At 40.4% G+C, this 15,857-nt stretch carries 12 protein-coding genes; 3 read left to right on the forward strand and 9 right to left on the reverse strand.

Going from position 1 to position 15,857, the window contains the following annotated elements; genetic code table 11:
- Positions 1 to 6: 6 nt before the first annotated feature.
- Together ACUR5C_RS14350 and ACUR5C_RS14355 are read right to left on the reverse strand one after the other, a co-directional pair.
- Positions 7 to 1,275: an inorganic phosphate transporter gene (locus ACUR5C_RS14350; protein WP_454465860.1), complete on the reverse strand. Its 1,269-nt coding sequence runs from the start codon at positions 1,273 to 1,275 to the stop codon at positions 7 to 9.
- A 24-nt stretch (positions 1,276 to 1,299) separates the two neighbouring features.
- On the reverse strand, positions 1,300 to 1,971 hold the full coding sequence (locus tag ACUR5C_RS14355; protein ID WP_454465861.1) for a TIGR00153 family protein: 672 nt from the start codon (positions 1,969 to 1,971) through the stop codon (positions 1,300 to 1,302).
- 452 nt (positions 1,972 to 2,423) lie between these two features.
- Between ACUR5C_RS14355 and ACUR5C_RS14360 the strand changes: the two genes are divergently transcribed.
- Positions 2,424 to 3,395: a transposase gene (locus tag ACUR5C_RS14360; RefSeq protein WP_454465862.1), complete on the forward strand. Its 972-nt coding sequence runs from the start codon at positions 2,424 to 2,426 to the stop codon at positions 3,393 to 3,395.
- Positions 3,396 to 3,699: 304 nt separating this feature from the next.
- Here the strand turns inward: ACUR5C_RS14360 and pdxH are convergent, their stop codons facing one another.
- The 3 genes from pdxH to rlmE form a co-directional block, all read right to left on the reverse strand.
- Positions 3,700 to 4,350 (reverse strand): pyridoxamine 5'-phosphate oxidase, encoded by a 651-nt coding sequence (gene pdxH / locus ACUR5C_RS14365; RefSeq protein WP_454465863.1) that lies wholly within the window; start codon positions 4,348 to 4,350, stop codon positions 3,700 to 3,702.
- Positions 4,351 to 4,448: 98 nt separating this feature from the next.
- A complete protein-coding gene (ftsH, locus tag ACUR5C_RS14370) occupies positions 4,449 to 6,365 on the reverse strand; it encodes an ATP-dependent zinc metalloprotease FtsH (RefSeq protein WP_454465864.1) in 1,917 nt (638 codons plus the stop codon).
- 192 nt (positions 6,366 to 6,557) lie between these two features.
- Positions 6,558 to 7,178 (reverse strand): 23S rRNA (uridine(2552)-2'-O)-methyltransferase RlmE, encoded by a 621-nt coding sequence (gene rlmE, locus ACUR5C_RS14375; protein WP_454465865.1) that lies wholly within the window; start codon positions 7,176 to 7,178, stop codon positions 6,558 to 6,560.
- A gap of 189 nt (positions 7,179 to 7,367) precedes the next feature.
- Here rlmE and yhbY point away from each other — a divergent pair, with 189 nt between their 5' ends.
- Both yhbY and ACUR5C_RS14385 read left to right on the forward strand, forming a co-directional pair.
- On the forward strand, positions 7,368 to 7,664 hold the full coding sequence (gene yhbY, locus ACUR5C_RS14380) for a ribosome assembly RNA-binding protein YhbY (protein WP_454465866.1): 297 nt from the start codon (positions 7,368 to 7,370) through the stop codon (positions 7,662 to 7,664).
- A gap of 263 nt (positions 7,665 to 7,927) precedes the next feature.
- Positions 7,928 to 9,163 (forward strand): PilT/PilU family type 4a pilus ATPase, encoded by a 1,236-nt coding sequence (locus tag ACUR5C_RS14385; RefSeq protein WP_454465867.1) that lies wholly within the window; start codon positions 7,928 to 7,930, stop codon positions 9,161 to 9,163.
- Here ACUR5C_RS14385 and ACUR5C_RS14390 read toward each other — a convergent pair.
- The 4 genes from ACUR5C_RS14390 to ACUR5C_RS14405 are packed head-to-tail and all read right to left on the reverse strand — an operon-like array spanning position 9,152 to position 15,856.
- Positions 9,152 to 11,203, reverse strand: coding sequence for a hypothetical protein (locus tag ACUR5C_RS14390; protein ID WP_454465868.1), 2,052 nt, complete (start codon positions 11,201 to 11,203; stop codon positions 9,152 to 9,154). The two genes, ACUR5C_RS14385 and ACUR5C_RS14390, sit on opposite strands and share 12 nt — an antisense overlap.
- Position 11,204: 1 nt before the next feature.
- Positions 11,205 to 13,598, reverse strand: coding sequence for a hypothetical protein (locus ACUR5C_RS14395; RefSeq protein ID WP_454465869.1), 2,394 nt, complete (start codon positions 13,596 to 13,598; stop codon positions 11,205 to 11,207).
- The gene (locus tag ACUR5C_RS14400) at positions 13,595 to 14,950 is read right to left on the reverse strand and encodes a BatA domain-containing protein (protein WP_454465870.1); all 1,356 of its coding nucleotides are present in this window, start codon (positions 14,948 to 14,950) and stop codon (positions 13,595 to 13,597) included. Before ACUR5C_RS14400 ends, ACUR5C_RS14395 begins: the two co-directional genes overlap by 4 nt.
- Positions 14,951 to 15,856 carry a DUF58 domain-containing protein gene (locus ACUR5C_RS14405; protein WP_454465871.1) on the reverse strand — a complete coding sequence of 302 codons (906 nt, stop codon included), beginning with the start codon at positions 15,854 to 15,856 and terminating at the stop codon, positions 14,951 to 14,953.
- Position 15,857 lies beyond the last annotated feature (1 nt).

The following is a 15,857-nucleotide window of genomic DNA, read 5'->3' on the forward strand; positions in this document are numbered from 1 at the left end:
AAATGTTTAAAGGAAAATCCCTTTAAACATAAAGAAAAATGCCATCGATAAAATTGCGCCTGCCGGCAAAGTCACTACCCAAGAAGCCGCAATACTTTTTAGTACACCTAAATTAAGTGCTGCAATTCCTCGAGCCATACCCACACCTAATACTGCTCCAACCAAAGTATGCGTTGTAGAAATAGGTAGTCCTGTTCCAGAAGCAATAACTACTGTTGACGCTGCTGCAAGCTCTGCTGCAAAGCCACGGCTTGGCGTAAGCTCGGTAATTTTTTTACCAATCGTCGCCATTACTCGACGACCATAAAGCGCAAGGCCGCCAACAATACCTAATCCGCCAACCAACAATATCCAAACAGGAAGAGCAGACTTTTTAGCGATTTCACCATTATTTTCGACCACGCTTACCACTGCAGCTAATGGCCCAATCGCATTGGCAACATCATTAGAGCCGTGAGCGAAAGCCATACCACATGCAGTGACAACCATTAATACAGCAAAAACCTTTTCCACGTTAGCATAACTTGACTGGTCTGTATCAACCGCTTTTTGACGATTGATAAAAAACTTACCAGCGAGTAAAACCGCTAAACCAAAACCGGCTGCTATTAAAATAGAAGTAATTGAATCAAATTTAATGCCTACGTGCTTCAAGCCCTTAAATAAGGTAACCAGCGCGATCATAAAGCCAGCTAAAAACATATAAAAAGGAACGTATTTTTTCGCATTTTTAAGCGGGTCTTCAGTATCTAAAATTAACTTTTGAACACTGGTAAATAGCATAAAAGCAATCGTACCCGAGAGTAGTGGCGACACCACCCAACTGGCGACGATAGAGCCAACTTTACCCCACATAACCACTTCCATACCAATGCCCACTGCGGCAAAGCCAACAATAGCACCGACAATAGAGTGAGTGGTAGAAACAGGCCAACCAAAATACGTTGCTACAATAAGCCAAATACCAGCCGCGAGTAACGAGGCCATCATACCAAACACCAACAACTCTGGCGTATTAACCATTGCTCCAGAATCGATAATGCCTTTACGGATAGTAGAAGTTACTTCTCCGCCCGCTAAGAAAGCCCCGGCAAACTCAAAGATCATCGCAACAATTATTGCTTGCTTGATCGTTAAGGCTTTAGAACCAACCGAGGTACCCATAGCATTCGCGACATCGTTAGCGCCAATGCCAAATGCCATTAACACACCGAACATGGCAGCTAATGAAATTAAAATCATTTGATATTCTTGAAAAAAGCTACTAATTTCCATTGTTATTCTCTCTTATCAGGAAAACTAACGTGCTAGTAGTAGCTCTAAACGAGCGCCAACTTGCTGTGATGTATCTGCCAAGTCACCCATCCAGTCTAAGACTTTATACATAAAGATAACATTGACTGCGGGAAGCGACTCTTCTAATGCGAAAAGTTTGCGTCTTAGTTTAATTTGCAAAACATCGACATCGTTTTCGATTTCGTCTAAAACGACAATCATTTCTTCAGCGATTTTAACTTCGCGACCTTTAAAACCTGTTTCCAATAACTCGTCTAACTGTTGAATCGCTTTACTCGCTTGTAACGAAGCATCAATTCCACGGCTTAAATAATCACGAAGGTCTTCTCTGATAGCATCCGGAAATACCATTTTTCTTCCAGTTATTAAGCCTGCAATATCTTTAGCTTTATTGGCAATTTTATCTTGCGAAGACAACAAAGCTAGCAAGTCAGTCCTTTCAACCGGCATAAACAAACCTTTTGGAAGGTGTAAGCGTAATTCCTTTTTTAACTCATCAGCTTCATTTTCTAAAGCACGAATGCCTTTTTGTAATGTATCTACTTTATCCCAGTCTTGTTCAAAAACTGCTTCAAAGAATTCAGGTAGCTTACCAACACACTCTTGAACCTTTAGCATGTGCGTTTGCATTGGTTTCATCGGTGAGCTAGCAAATAAGTCTAATATTGGATTCATAAGGATCACTCTATGTCATATTTGAGGTGCGAATTTTAAGGGCTAGCGCCAAGATAGTCCAGTTATGAGAGCGATGTCATAAAACTGTCATATTTCTACATAGCCTTAAACTAGCCAGAACTTGCCCCTACCTATTAGTTTAACTATTTGATAAGTATAGATTAAAAGCAAATTCTTTCGAATTAAATCAAGTGTAATTATGACATCTAAATGACAAGCCATGTAGCCGTCAATATGTTGCAATAGCGCAATAATCTAACGGTTTGACCAAATTGTCGCAAGATCTACCCTCAATCGCTAGTCAAAAAAATTCATTTGCGGACAGTCACCTTACTGTCAATTTCCTACATTCCCAAGCGCCAATCTCTTAACCTTTTTATCAAGTATTGCTTATTCAAGCGTTAAATATTTTCTGCAACAATGCTCTTCTATCCAATGCTCAAGGACGAATCATGGCCATTCCCAGAAAAGACCAAATTGATCCTGAAACGCCCGGTTATTATCATTTAATCAGCCGCTGTGTAAGACGCACTTTTTTGTGTGGGTTTGATAAAGAAACCGGCATAAGCTTTGAGCACCGTCGTCTCTGGATAGAAAATCGTATTCTTGAGCTGGCTAAGGTGTTTGCCATCGAAGTCTACTCTTATGCTGTAATGAGCAACCATTATCACCTAGTGGTTTACTCTAACCCCAAAGCGCCTCAGCAGTGGTCAAATCGAGAAGTCGCTGAGCGCTGGTTACGAGCTTTTCCTGGTAAGTTAGACAAGCCACAATTTCAATTACAGCGCCAATTACGCTTGCAGGCCATTGCCAATGATGATGAGCTGCTTGCCACTTACCGCAAACGATTAGGAGATATTTCATGGTTAATGCGACGCTTAAATGAACCACTAGCTCGGCTGGCTAATTTAGAGGATGGCTGTAAAGGCCACTTTTGGGAGTCGCGCTTTACTTCACAAGCGCTGTTAGATGAGTCGGCTGCGCTTGCTTGTATGGCTTATGTTGACTTAAACCCAATAAGAGCCGGCATTGCCAAGTCGCTACCAGAAAGCGACCATACCAGTATTAAACATCGCGTTGAGTCGATGACCACGGAACAACTTAATCAAGCGGTTGCCGCGATAGCCGGTCAGGTAAAAGAGCGCAAGTTAAACTTTAAGCTTAAGGACTATATAGCACTAGTGGAGTGGACCGGTAAAGCAATTGTCTACCCCGACAAAGCAGCACTGCCTGCGAACATTCAATCAGTACTTACACAGCTCAATATAAACCAGTCACATTGGCTGAGCCAAATACAGCATTATGGTCGAAACTATGGCCGCTTTGTGGGAGGCATTAATGCAATAAAAGCGAAGGTTGAGCAACTCGAGCAACAGTGGATTCAAGGAACTCGGCAATTAGAAAAACTGTTTAGTACTGGATAACTTCAAAAGCGACTTCACTCACAAAGCAACATTTAAATCCCCACACTCGTGGGTATTTTGGCTGCTTCTGGTTTGGGTTTTAGAGATAACTCAGCGGACCTTTCAAAAATTAAACCCTTTTTTAACAAATACATGATGATTCGCATAATACTTAAACAGCTTAGTGTAGCAATTTAAAATGCGAATATTTATATGACTGTCTAATTTTGTATTTTGTAACATGACTGTCTAATTTTGTATTACGGGCATAACATTTACAGTTAACGGCTAAAAGGCAATACGAGGAGCCAAATGGACTTTGCTTCTAAGGCGCTAGTCGTTCAACTTGCCATTGACTGTCGGGTTGCGAGCCAGCATTTTGTGAGTATCTAAAGCGGTCATGTAACCGAGCTCCGCCACCTTGCCAAAATTCAAACTCACTAGGTTTAATTCTGTACCCCCCCCAAAAATCGGGCAGAGGAATTTCACCTTCAGCAAACTTTTGTTTCATACGCTCAAAAGCAGTCATTAAAAATGCTCTTGATGGAATGGATTGGCTTTGGTTAGACGCCCAAGCAGCGACTTGACTAGCCTTGGGTCGAGATAAGAAATACTTTAAAGACTCCGCTGGAGAAATTTTAGTTGCGACACCTTCAATCTTTACTTGCCTCTCTAAAGGCAGCCACGCGAAGTTAGCGCTAACTTTCGGGTTTTCGCTAATATCTTTAGCCTTGCGACTTTGGTAGTTTGTAAAAAAAACTAATCCTTCTGCATCTAGTTTTTTTAACAAAACTACCCGCTGGCTAGGCTGCCCTTGCGCGTTAACCGTCGCTAAAGTCATTGCGGTAGCATCAACTAAATCGACCTCTGCCGCTTGTTCTAGCCATAATTTAAGCTGCTCATTAGGGTCGGCGAGTAACTGCTCTCGACTAAGTCCAGACTGAATATATTCTCGCCTTGCTTGCTCTAAATTCATTCGTATTTCCTAAACCGATTACGACCATCACAATTTACTTAGTGCTAACGAATAAGGGCACCTAAAAAGATGCCCTTGGTTAACTCAATAATTAAAGCTTATTGTTGCGCAGCTGGCCCACCAATAGTGCCCTTTTCTTCTTCAACAACTTTAGCCTTTGGCTCTTTTGCCGCTGGTGTTCCACTATCGCCATTATCGTCCCAGCCTTCCGGTGGTCTTGGCTCTCTATTATTCATAATGTCATCAATTTGCTTCGCATCAATAGTTTCATACTTCATCAATGCATTGGCCATTATTTCTAACTTGTCGGCATTTTCTTTCAACAGCCTTTCAGCTCGCTGATAGTTCTTAGCGATAAGATCTTTAATTTCTTGGTCAATCACTTTAGCCGTGCCGTCAGATACATGTTTAGTTTGAGTCACTGAGCGACCTAGGAACACTTCACCTTCATCTTCTGCGTAAGTTAACGGTCCAAGTTTTTCAGAAAAGCCCCACTGGGTAATCATGTTACGCGCAATTTCAGTAGCACGTTGAATATCATTCGAAGCACCAGTGGTTACTTTATCTGGCCCATTCAACATTTCTTCAGCAATACGCCCGCCGTATAAAGAACTTAATTGGCTTTCCAAGTACTCTTTACTATAACTAAAGCGGTCGCGCTCAGGTAAATACATTGTTACCCCTAAAGCACGTCCTCGAGGAATAATTGACACTTTATATACCGGATCGTGACTTGGCACTAAACGTCCGACGATTGCATGACCAGCTTCATGCCACGCGGTGTTTAACTTTTCGTCTTCATCCATCACCATGGAACGGCGCTCACTACCCATTAAGATTTTATCTTTCGCTTTCTCAAAAAACTCTTGATTAACAGTTCGGCAGTTTGCTTTTGCTGCAAATAGCGCAGCTTCATTTACTAAGTTGGCTAGATCGGCACCAGAAAAACCCGGTGTACCTCTAGCAATGGCATTAGGATCTACATCGTCAGCTAATGGCACTTTGCGCATGTGTACTTTAATGATTTGCTCACGCCCTTTTATGTCAGGCAAACCAACCGTTACTTGACGGTCAAATCGGCCAGGTCTAAGCAATGCAGGATCTAACACGTCTGGACGGTTAGTTGCAGCAATAACAATGACCCCTTCACCACCATCAAAACCATCCATTTCAACTAGCAATTGGTTAAGAGTTTGCTCGCGCTCGTCATGACCACCGCCCATACCAGCGCCACGATGGCGACCTACAGCATCTATTTCATCAATAAAAATAATACAGGGTGCTTGCTTCTTGGCTTCTGCAAACATATCGCGTACTCGAGAAGCACCAACACCAACAAACATTTCAACAAAGTCTGAACCAGAAATAGTAAAAAATGGAACTTTTGCTTCGCCAGAAATTGCTTTAGCTAATAAAGTTTTACCGGTTCCAGGCGGGCCTACCATTAAAACACCACGCGGAATTTTTCCGCCTAGTTTTTGAAACTTACTTGGCTCACGTAAGAAATCGACTAGTTCCGACACTTCTTCCTTAGCTTCTTCACAGCCGGCAACGTCAGCAAATGTGGTTTTAATTTGATCTTCACTTAAAAGCTTCGCTTTGCTTTTGCCAAAACTCATTGCCCCGCCTTTGCCGCCACCTTGCATTTGACGCATAAAGAAAATCCACACGCCTATTAATAACAGCATGGGGAACCAAGAAATAAAAATAGTAAACAAGGTGCTTTCACCCTCGGCTTCTTTACCTTTGTAGACTATATTTTTTTCAATAGCCTTGTTGGCTAACAGCTCATGAGCTCCAGCAGGAATTTTCGAGGTTTTAGTCTCGCCAGACGATGTTTTCGCTTCAATATTGTAGCCTGAGACTGTCACAGACGTGATACGGCCCCGGTCTATATCGGTCATTAATTGCGAAAACTCTACCTCGCTCGATTGTATTTGGCTGGCTTCAAAATTTTTAAACACTGAAACTAATACCACGCCAATTACTAACCATAGCAAGATATTTTTAGTCATATCATTCAAAGGATTATCCTCTATCTATCCACATTTAAGTTCATCTGCGCCTAGCATTACCCTAGACTGATTGAATTTTTCTATTATTAACTGATTTAGCCTAAAATTAAATCGGTTCTACGCTTCAATTGTATCGCGATATTTCCGAAAAAGTTTAGTGCCAAATCAATATTTTGCTCAATAACGCTCAATTTAGCCTTTAAATCCTTGGCCAAAAACATAAACTTCTCTAGAGCGCGGTCGCGAAGCCTTAGGTTTACGTACTTTTAAAACCTTAAAACTCTGCTTAACTTCTTGTTTATATTGATCAAACCCTTCACCCTGAAAGACTTTTACTACAAAATTGCCACCAGGCTTCAAGATTTGTCGCGCCAAATCCAGCGCTAATTCGACTAAATACATTGAGGCAGGTTGGTCTATTGCATCTACGCCACTTATATTGGGGGCCATATCAGAAATTACAAGGTCTGCTTGTTGATTATCCATGGCTTCCAAAATTTGGTTTAAAACTGACTCTTCACGAAAGTCACCTTGAATAAAGTTGACCCCGTCTAAATAATCCATTGCTAATATGTCAGTAGCAATAATCCTACCCTTTGAACCCACTTTTTTAGCTGCATATTCGCTCCAACCGCCTGGCGCTGCACCTAAATCGACTAAAGTAATGCCGGGCTTTAATAACTGGTCTTTTTGATCGAGCTCCTCAAGTTTATACACCGCCCTTGAGCGCACGCCTTCTTCCTGGGCACGTTTGACATACACATCGTCAAAGTGTTCTTTAAGCCAGCCTTTACTACTCTTACTTTTCGCCATAATTACTCGCAAATTAGCCTTTCAATTGCTCACAGGTTGACTTTGCACCTGAATAAATACGTTAATCTAATCGCTTTAGACTACAAATATTGAATATCATGCGATTAAAACAACTTTGTTAGGCTTTATTGTCTCAAATTTTTTAATTAAATGTTAAACTTATATCATCTAATTGTAATGTGAATCCCTATGAAAGACTTAAATAACAAACAAATTCGACACTTAAGAAGCCTAGCCCACTCGTTAAAGCCTGTAGTGATGATAGGCGATAAAGGCCTGACAAACGCAGTATTAGAAGAAATTGCGAGCGCACTCGACGTTCACGAGCTAATCAAAGTTAAAATAAGAACAGAAGAGCGCGAAGACCGTGAAGCAATGATGACGCAAATCACTCAAAAGACACAATCTAGCAAAGTTCAGAGAGTGGGCCATATAGTTACATTGTTTAAACGCAATAAAGAAGCCAAAATAGCGCTACCAAAGTAAGCTAGGCTAACACGCCCCAACTTAAAAACGCTCATTAATAAGCAATATTATAAACTTTGCCTAAGTATTTTTTAAATATACCAACTCAAACTTAGGCAAGTTTTTAACCCAGCCCAAATATTACCTAAGTTTAATAAAGCTTCATAACCAAACCAGCTAAACGCCCTCAAATGCTCTAATTCGTTTTTCGGCAGCGAAATAAATTCTATTAACTATACTTAAGTTTTTGCTCATGGGATTAGTGTCTCGCAATAGGTATTATTATGGAACTACTGGACTATTTAAAAATACTCACTGAAAAAGACGGCTCGGACCTTTTTTTGTCAACCGGAGCACCGCCGAGTGCCAAATTTCATGGTCGTTTAATGGCAATCGACAGGCGCATATTAGAGCCTGGTGACGTTAAAGCTATGGCCGACGCTTTAATGGATGAAGAACAAAGGGCTGCATTTGAGACCCGCCCCGAAATGAACTTGGCAATATCCGAACCCAATATAGGCCGCTTTAGAGTCAATATCTTTCAACAAAGAAACCAAGTCTCTATGGTCATTCGCTCAATTAAAGTCGACATACCGAATTGGCGTGATCTTGATCTACCCGATATTTTGCCCAAATTAATTATGCAAAAGCGGGGACTAATTTTATTTGTCGGAGGAACCGGTTCAGGTAAATCAACTTCGCTCGCATCTCTCATTGATTACCGAAATAGTAATTCGTCTGGGCATATAATCACCATAGAAGATCCAGTTGAATTTGTGCACCGACATAAAAAATCTATCATTAACCAACGCGAAGTTGGTGTGGATACAGTCAGCTACGAAGACGCCTTAAAAAACACCTTACGCCAAGCACCAGACGTGATTTTAATTGGTGAAATTCGCGACCAAGAAACTATGGAGCACGCGCTCGCCTTTGCTGAAACCGGGCATTTATGTATTTCGACTTTACACGCGAACAACGCAAACCAAGCACTTGATAGGGTCATTAACTTTTTTCCAGAAGAACGCCATAAACAATTATTTCTCGACCTCTCGCTTAATTTACAGGCTTTTGTCTCGCAACGACTTATTCCAACCGTTGATAAAAAACGCTGCGCCGCAATCGAAATTTTACTTGGCACGCCAAGAGTTTGTGACTTGATTAAGAAAGGCTGTATTGATGAAATAAAAGAAGTCATGCATAAGTCAGAAAATCAAGGTATGCAAACATTTGACACTGCATTATTTAAACTTTATGAGTCAGGAAAAATAACTCAAGAAGAAGCGCTTAAAAATGCAGACTCTAAAAATAACTTAGCGTTAAAAATGCGACTAACAAAAAATGCCCCTGCCACTAAAGCTGCGCCTGCGGCTGCACCAGAAAGCAAACCCTCACCTGAGGCAGCACAATCGACTCAAGCTGCTGCTCCGGCCCCTGCAGAGCCAAGCCTAAGTAGCGGTGGACTTAGCCTTACTCCAATGGAAGTAGCTAAAGAGGAGGAGGACTCTTTAGACAATTAATAACGCGCGCTTTTCTAGCCACCAAATCAGCGAAAAGCTTGTGATAAACAATAACATCCAAACCCAAGCCGAAATCGGTTGATAATGGTTTTGCTTAATAGCCGCAGTTTTTAAGGTTTGGGCAAATTGATTGGTTTGTATTTGCTTTAACTGTGATATGTACTCGCGCCAGTTATTGCGCGCAAACACATAGACGTTTCCAAGCGTTTTTTGTTCAAATGCCAACTCAAAAAGATTTATTGATTCGGAATTTTGACTGGCAGTTTGTTGTAAAACGACCTGACTCCAGCCAATGTCTTTGGCAATAAATAGACCGCACCACACATTTTTGAAAACGGGATGTTGTTCTAAGCTAATTTGAGATTCAGTAGGCTCTACCTGTCTTTGGAGTAATCCAGATTTGACAGCAATTCTCGCCAGCGCTTGCTCACTATAAACGCAAAGTTCAGTTTTTCTGTTTTCAATGATAAATGCCGCACTTCGACTTGTTAAGCCAAACGGTTCAGAAGGTTCGGAAGGTTCAGCATCAAAAGTTTGAGAGCCAATTAGATAAGGCCCAGTTAAATTAGGCTGGCGTGCAGTAGCAGCGATTAAATATGACCAGTAATCTGCATAGACTGATTGATTGCCTTGTAGTTGCCATTCAAAGCTTTGTTCAATAGTGGAAATTGAAACTCTGCCTGCGCCAACTTGATAACTGGCGGCTAGCAGTTTGTCATTAGACTGTAACAACCTGTCGACAAATACCGACTCAACTGTTTTTAGCACCAGCTTACCTGAATTAATGCCAACGCCATCGATCGATAGGTTAGCCCCATGATATTGACCATTAAGGTTATTTAGTTGCTTGCCTTGTTTATCTATAGTTAATTGAAAATTACTTGCAATAGATTTAAAAAGTAACTCTTTTGAACTTTTATTTAAGCGCTGCTTAATCTGGTCAAATCCACTGTTATTGGAGATTAATAAAAGGCCTAAGCCTTGCTGAACGCTTTGATAGAGCGCGTTAAGTTGAGTAGTGTTTAGTCCCATTAAAGTATCAAAATCTGTGAGCATAATGTCAAAATGTTCTGTTAAGCCTGCGTCTAACGGCAAATTAGCTGCAACTTTATTAGCACTTGAAAAATTAATCCGTTGAGTCGCCCAAGTATCATTTACTCGCTTAGTTTTTACTAAAACACTCGCTCCTTGATCTGCCGCCCAATTTTGCAAATAGCGCGTTTCAAAAGAAGGTTTCGACTGCAAAATAAAAACTCGATTATAATCAGGTTGTTCAACCTCGACTGGCAATGGCGCTTGGTACAATATCGATTCATCTTGATCTTCAATAACTAAATGATATTCAAATAGCCCCGCTAATTTAGGCTTGTGGTAAAGGGTAAAATTTTGCTCCGGATCTCCTGTCAGCGTTGCAACAACTTGATTTGATGGATCCAGTAATTTTACAACCAGCTTAGATTTAGACTCTAGAATTAACTTTCCGGAAAACCAAAATCTTTCACCTAACAGCAGTTTTTGTGACCACTTAACATCGGAAATTGCAATTTCTTTACTATTCGGTTGGTAGCTAAAAGTCACCTGCTCCATTTCAGCCAAGGCTTCACTATTTAATCCTTCACCGTATAGCTTTATTCGGCTGATTTCAGGCTGACGCAATAATACCTGTTGAATATAATTAATGCTTTCTATTTGAGCAGGCACTTTTAATTCTTTTAGCAGTGTTTTATGTTCACTTTGATCAACCAGATAGTAAGTGTTTTGTGGCACATTATGATTAGCTTTTAAAAAAGTTCTAAGCGCTTGGGTACCATGAATAACATTGGCTTCTATTCCGTTGGTAGAAACAATTTTAGGTGCGAGCAAAATGCCAAGTAATGCGACACTAATAACCGCATGTAAACAACAAATCAGCACTCGATAATGATGTTGAGACTTGAAACTCAAATAGCAGGAATAGCTGAGCAAAGACGCTACGGCAACTAACGCAAAATAAAGTACTATCTCATCGAACAAGGGATTGAAAACAATGAACTGCTGCATACTAAGGACTTCTCTTAGTTTGATTTTTATCTCGAGAAACGCTTAGTAAGCGTTTGCTGTAAATCATGACTGGTGCTTTATTGGGAGCAGGTAAAAGCTGCCAAATTTTCTGTTTTATTGCCAACGCACATTCGTGACAGCCTGCGGCAGAAATACTTTTAACAGAAATTATCTTCTCTAACATTGTGGCGTACTTAAACAACGCTACTCGTTTGGCAGACTGTTCAATAAAGTAATCTTGCAGCCTTGCGAGCAATTCTATTTGGGAGTTAGTTAAAATTGATGTTGACTTAATGTCATCCAATAATTGGTAGCTTTCCGTTAAAAGCTCTATAACCTCAGCCCCTTCTGGCTGAGATTGAAAACTAAGGCTAAGCTCTAGTAAATTATTTAACTCACCGCTAAGCCGATTTTTTTCACTCACTGGTGGTGGCTTAAACCCTAATCGCTTTACATAAATTCTTTCTGCTTGCCGCGCTCGTTTAAGAAGTTGATAGGCCTTTTCCTCATAAGGAAGTGCTAGTTTTGGCTGCGACATTTTTAAATGCAGTTCAGCTTGCCACATTTGTGACACCGCTTGCTTCATCCAGGTTTTAGGATCAATATTTGACAATGGACCTATTTCTTCTGTTGAATGCTGATGCATAAATTCTGCAACAAGCTGCTGTTTGCCTGATAGATCGCTACTCTCTCGCTGATTCTCTAATAAAGTATTTTCATGCTGGTGATTAACTTCACCTTGAGTAGACGACTCGCTTTGATGCTCATGCTCATGCTTATCATCATGCTCTTCTGACTCTATGCTTTCATTGGCAGCGCCAAACTCTTCACTTCCATCACCATGATAGCCGTCGGCAAGTCCATGTTGAACACCTTCGCTCTCGCCAATCTCGTCTCCAAGATACTGACCAAAGCGATTTTTTAAATCCGCTTGTGAATGCCCAAGATCAACAGACAATTGACTAAACTTTTCGTGGGTCAAATCCTTGCGATCTTCAATAAGCTGTTTAGTCTCTATTATAATTTGTCGCTGACTTCTAAAGTACTCAGGAATAAAATTAATTCGAAAGCCTTCTATTGCAAGTTCAGTAGTTGCACTGTCTGGCCAGCGAATAATCACACTAGACGATAAAGTCATATTATTTACTGGGGCCTGATTGTCTTTGGCTTGAATTCTAAAGTAAGCCTCGTCACCTTTTTCCATTCCCAATTGTTTAAGGTTCAAATTCAAACCATAAATCCAGGACTTCTGCTTACCCATAACTTGAGTAGATTGTTGCAGCATAGGAAAGTTGCTATCTCGAAACTTGACCGCTTCACCGCTGCCTTTAGCCAAAGAAGCGATTAACACCACTTCACTTAAACCAAAGTCATCTAATATCTCTGCAGCGACTTTTACTTCGAGTTCAGACTCGCGGCTGATATTTAAAGGAGAAAATTTAGGAGAAGTAATCGTTATGCTTGGTGCAGAGTCATGCAGTAAGCGAATACTCGCAATATTAGTGAGTTTAATAGGTTTGTTATTCTGATAGGTCATAAAGTGATAGAAAGTATTACGCTCAACTTTCATTATTAGCTCAAATACTTGCTCACCTTGCGGCTTTAACTGGATTTGTTGACCATGATTGTCTTGATAAAATAGCTGCTGTATGTTGCTGTTAGTTTTTAATCGCCAACTCACGATGGAACCGGGATATACTTCAATATCTAAAGTCTTAAAATTATCTTCTGCCAAACCAGTATAGTCGGGATATTTAATCTTTACTTGCTGCTCCATGATGAGCGCCGGAAGAAAGGTGGATTCGGTTAGAGCCGACTTTTTTATGGAATTTAGTTGGGCTTGACTTATACGAGCATCATCGAAAAAAGTAGGTATCAAAAAAACTAGGAACACAAGCAGAAAAAGACCTAAGTTAACTAATGAGTTGACTATATTGAATCTAGGAAAATAATGTTTAAGCGCACGGCTTTTAATGTCGTCGCGCAATATCGCGCTAATCTTTTCAGCTTGAATTTTCTGAACCGAAGAATCTATTTTATTAGCGAGTAATAGCTGTGTACTTTCTTGATATTTTGGATCGCTACGGTTTAAGAATTCAGCAAAAATCGATTCGCTAATAGTGTTTTTGCGCCATTGATAAAAACTTATTAGCAAAACAGCTAAAGCCCACCAAAACGTCACATAGAGTGTCGTTTGAGGATATGCTTTAAATAATTGGCTTTGTTGCAACGTAGGGAAGCTTACAGCAAATAACAACCAGAATAGCACGCTAGGAACCACTATTTCTATGCACTTAACAATCCAAAAGTGCAACTTAAAAAGCTTAATTCCCTGCTGAAAAGGCGCGCTCTCATCCACTGCTTTATGCCGATACCTTTTTAAAAAGCTCATCATGCGCTTCGCCTAAAAACCTGGTTAGAAGCTGCTAAACGCCGCTCAAATAAGGTAAGAAAAATTAAAATCCAAAACAATATTTCGCTAGGCGAACTTTTTTTAGTGCTAATCGACTCATCAAGAACACTTTGTGCACTTGTTATATGTTGTTGTATCTGGCTCTCGTCAATCTGCCGAGGAAAGTGCTCAATATTCGTACTTAAAATATCACCAAGCTGCTCAACAAAAAAGCCTTGCTTATGCCAGTTTGAAAACATCTCATTAAATCGACTATTAAAATATAAGTGCGTTTTATTTTGGCTAAACCGAGTCGAAAGTAGCGCTAAGTTTTGTGCGAAAAGCCAAACCTTTGCAGCTGGATGTTCAATGCTATTCCCTATGCGCTTAACCTGAAAATTACCCAGCTTAGTACTCACCAAAGAGGATAACTCTTGGTAGGAAGATTCGCGCATATCAGCAAGCGTTGATAACATTGGTATACCAAAGAATGCTTGTGGGATTTTTTCTGGCGATAACCAAAATAACCAGTTAGCACCATTTGTGGCTAAACCTTCCTGCTCTATGCTTTTTTTAAGTGTTGATAAGTTCGACTGCGAGTTCTCTAGCCTGTGGATTTTAATATTTGCACCAAGCGCTTTTAAATCAGATAAAACTTGAATAATATTGTTGGCATCAATTAAACGCTCGGCTGAATACACGACCCATAACTGCACTTCAATTGCTTTGGTATTTATTGTCTTATCACCACTCAAAAACCATTTAATCTTGCTGCTTGTACTAAAGCCGCTGTTGGCTATCGTGTTTGCGTTATTAGTGGAATAAACATGTAGATTTTTAAATTCTGCAAAGCGCTGAGTTATTTCTGCTAAATAAAAAGAATTATTAGACTCATTAGAGTCTAAGCTAGGCGGTTGCTGTGATGACGACTGCAAGCTAGCAAGAGTTAATGGCTTCAGTTGTATTTCAGTATCAGGAATGATTAGGTAACTGGCACTAGGATAGCGCTCAACTAGCTCCTGCTGCTCTTGCAAAGCGCTATTAGCAAGCCACTGTTTGGTTATAACCACTAAAGGCTGCTCTACTAGCGGACGCTTATCAAACCAAAACAACTTGGCTAATATAAGCACAACCACAGTTATAATCATCAACCTTACAATTAATAAAACCCATTGGGTCAATTTTAACTGATTAGTTTGGGTTTTACTTTTCCTTGGAAGCAGCTGAAGCGATGGTAAGCATACCTCCCGCCCTTGACTGCGACTTATCAAGTGAATAATGACCGGTATAATGCTCGCTAAGCCACCCCATAATAACCAAGACTGCTGAAACCCAAACAACTCAAACATTTGCATCTACCTGCTATGCCTAATACGCTGACGTTGAACTAAATAGTGCTCTAATGCTTCATCAAATGGTTCATCAATATTAAATCGGGTGTAACTAATATTTAATCCCTTGAGTTGTATGGCTAAGTTAGCGATAAACTGCTGATAGTTTGCTAGGTATGAGTTTTTTACTTGCTCGGCCGTGGCAAGTACTTCGCGCTGAGTTTCGCTATCCTTAAAGCGAACAATTCCTTTAAATGGAAAATCAGCTTCGAGATTAGACGTTGCTTGAAATGCAACTACCTCACTTTTAAAGCGGTTGATACTTTTAAGTGCGGTAAAAATTTCACTTTCTTGTTGGTAAAAATCCGAGATAAAAAAGATTAGCGAAGGCTTATTAATTTGACTTAAGTAAGTCAATAACCGTTCACTATTTTTAAATACGCCTTGCGCTTGAGTTTGGTTAAGCTCTAGCAAGATTTTACGCCAGTGAGCTTCACCATTGTTTGCTGGGAGCAAATGAAACTGTTGGTCACTTGCCCTAATCACGCCAACCGAGTCTCCTTGCCGACAGGCAATAAGACTAATACTTGCAATTAAGTTTTTACAGTAATCTAACTTGCTCCACTGTTTTTTAGAGTCACCGCTAGGCTGCGCCATTGAGTCGCTTGTGTCTAGAATAAACCAAATATCTACTTCACTTTCACGCTGCGCCTCGCGCACATAATAGCGATCACTACGAGCGAAAAGTTTCCAGTCAACTAAGCTCAGTGGATCACCTATCTGATAACTTCGATATTGGCTAAACTCCATACCAATACCGCGTTGTTGACTAGAGTGAATACCATGCAAAAAACCTTCTGCAGTAGCTTTAGCCACAATACTCATATCTTTTATTTTAGCTAGGCTCTTTGGCGATATACGAGTTTGCATT

The sequence above is a fragment of the Aliikangiella aequoris genome (assembly GCF_053709105.1).

Bases quoted from the DNA above. Each gene is read 5' to 3' on its own strand.
- ACUR5C_RS14350 (WP_454465860.1), bottom strand. From the start codon at position 1,275: ATGGAAATTAGTAGCTTTTTTCAAGAATATCAAATGATTTTAATTTCA.
- ACUR5C_RS14355 (WP_454465861.1), bottom strand. From the start codon at position 1,971: ATGAATCCAATATTAGACTTATTTGCTAGCTCACCGATGAAACCAATG.
- ACUR5C_RS14360 (WP_454465862.1), top strand. From the start codon at position 2,424: ATGGCCATTCCCAGAAAAGACCAAATTGATCCTGAAACGCCCGGTTAT.
- pdxH (WP_454465863.1), bottom strand. From the start codon at position 4,350: ATGAATTTAGAGCAAGCAAGGCGAGAATATATTCAGTCTGGACTTAGT.
- ftsH (WP_454465864.1), bottom strand. From the start codon at position 6,365: ATGACTAAAAATATCTTGCTATGGTTAGTAATTGGCGTGGTATTAGTT.
- rlmE (WP_454465865.1), bottom strand. From the start codon at position 7,178: ATGGCGAAAAGTAAGAGTAGTAAAGGCTGGCTTAAAGAACACTTTGAC.
- yhbY (WP_454465866.1), top strand. From the start codon at position 7,368: ATGAAAGACTTAAATAACAAACAAATTCGACACTTAAGAAGCCTAGCC.
- ACUR5C_RS14385 (WP_454465867.1), top strand. From the start codon at position 7,928: ATGGAACTACTGGACTATTTAAAAATACTCACTGAAAAAGACGGCTCG.
- ACUR5C_RS14390 (WP_454465868.1), bottom strand. From the start codon at position 11,203: ATGCAGCAGTTCATTGTTTTCAATCCCTTGTTCGATGAGATAGTACTT.
- ACUR5C_RS14395 (WP_454465869.1), bottom strand. From the start codon at position 13,598: ATGATGAGCTTTTTAAAAAGGTATCGGCATAAAGCAGTGGATGAGAGC.
- ACUR5C_RS14400 (WP_454465870.1), bottom strand. From the start codon at position 14,950: ATGCAAATGTTTGAGTTGTTTGGGTTTCAGCAGTCTTGGTTATTATGG.
- ACUR5C_RS14405 (WP_454465871.1), bottom strand. From the start codon at position 15,856: ATGCAAACTCGTATATCGCCAAAGAGCCTAGCTAAAATAAAAGATATG.